Source organism: Rhizobium sp. BK251 (assembly GCF_004345245.1).
Classification (GTDB): Bacteria; Pseudomonadota; Alphaproteobacteria; order Rhizobiales; family Rhizobiaceae; genus Rhizobium.
The window spans coordinates 1-1,810 of record NZ_SLUQ01000028.1 but is presented as its reverse complement, the minus strand read 5'-3'; the positions used below and the strand labels follow the sequence as shown (position 1 = coordinate 1,810).

Genomic DNA, 1,810 nt, shown 5'->3' with positions numbered 1-1,810 from the left:
AGGCTGCCGTGCCGGTATAGGTGAGGTTCTCGACATTGGCGGCAAGCGTATAGGCCGCCAGCGCGGTCCGGACCGTATCAATGCCCGCGTCGGCACCTTCGGTGACGACGTCGCCGGCAACGTCGACGATGTAGGTGTCGTCGCCCGTCCCGCCGATCAGCGTGTCGGCGCCGGCTCCGCCATTCAGCGTGTCGTTGCCGGCACCGCCCGACAGCCTGTCGGCGGCAGCACCCCCGGTGATCGTGTTGTCGAGGTCGTTGCCCGTGCCAGTGAATGCCACCGTGCCGGTATAGGTGAGGTTCTCGACATTGTCGGCAAGCGTATGGGCCGCCAGCCCGGTCCTGACCGTATCAATGCCCGCGTCCGTGTTCTCGGTGACGACGTCGCCGGCAGCGTCGACGATGTAGGTGTCGTCGCCCGTCCCGCCGATCAGCGTGTCGGCGCCTGCTCCGCCGTTCAGCGTGTCGTTGCCGCCGCCGCCGGTGATCACGTTCGCCGCGGCGTTGCCGGTGCCGGTGAAGCTCGCTGATCCGGTGTAGGTCAGGTTCTCGACATTGGCCAGCGCGGCAATCGAGTAGGTCGCAAGCACCGTCCGGATCTCGTCGGTGCCCGCACCTGCCGCCTCGCTGACCACGTCGCCCGCGACATCGACGATGTAGGTGTCGTCGCCCGTCCCGCCGATCAGCGTGTCGACCCCTGCGCCGCCATCCAGGATGTCGTTGCCGGCAGCCCCGGTCAGCTTGTCGGCTGCCGCTCCGCCCTTGATGATGTTGTCCAGCGCATTGCCGGTGCCGGTGAAGATGGCTGACCCGGTGTAGGTCAGGTTCTCCACGTTGGCACCCAGTGTGTAGGCCACCAGACCTGTCTTTACGGTATCGACACCCTCGTCGGCATTCTCCACGACGATATCACCGGTGCTGATGACATAGGTGTCGTCACCTGCCGCGCCCTTCAGCGTGTCGATCCCTGCCCCGCCGGTCAGGATGTTGTCCAGCGCATTGCCGATGCCGGTAAAATTCGTCGTGCCGGAGGCGGTCAGGTTCTCGACATTGCTGCCGAGCGTGTAGCTCGCGAAGTAGACCGACTGTACGTATACCGTATCGGTACCCTCGTCGGCAGCCTCGGCGACCGTATCCCCGCCATTGTCAACGAAATACATGTCGTTGCCGGTACCGCCGGACAGCACGTCGGCTCCCATGCCTCCGTCCAGCCAATCGTCGCCGGCGTCACCAGACAGCGCGTCATTGCCGGCGCCGCCAATCAGCCTGTCGTTACCCGCCCTACCGTCCAATACATCGTTGCCGACACCGCCGATGATGGTGTTGGCCAGGGCATTACCCGTCCCGGCAAAATCGCCGCTGCCGGTGTAGGTCAGGTCCTCGACATTGGTAATATTGGTCAGCGCATAGGCAGAAAGCACCGTCTTGATCAGATCCGTGCCTTGGTTGGCAGCCTCGGTCACGACGTCGGCCAGGTCATCGACAACATAGGTGTCGTTGCCGGCACCGCCGATCAGAATGTCGGCGCCCGCCTTGCCGTCCAGCCAATCCGACCATGTTCCACCAGTGATCACATTGACCGCGGCGTTGCCGGTGCCCGTGAACGATGTCGTGCCCGTGTAAGTCAGGTTCTCGACGTTGACGCTGAGCGTATAACTCGAAAGCGCCGTCCTGACCGTGTCCGTTCCCTCATCCGCGTTCTCGATCACGACGTCGTTCGCAACATCGACGATATAGGTGTCGTCACCCGCCCCACCCGACATCCGGTCCAGTCCGGCACCGCCGTTCAGCGTGTCGTCACCGCCACCGCC

1 protein-coding gene is annotated in these 1,810 nt (G+C 64.2%); it reads right to left on the bottom strand.

From position 1 onward, the window contains the following. The coding region (locus EV286_RS31815; RefSeq protein WP_132961216.1) for a calcium-binding protein at positions 1–1,810 on the bottom strand (1,810 nt) is incomplete at both ends.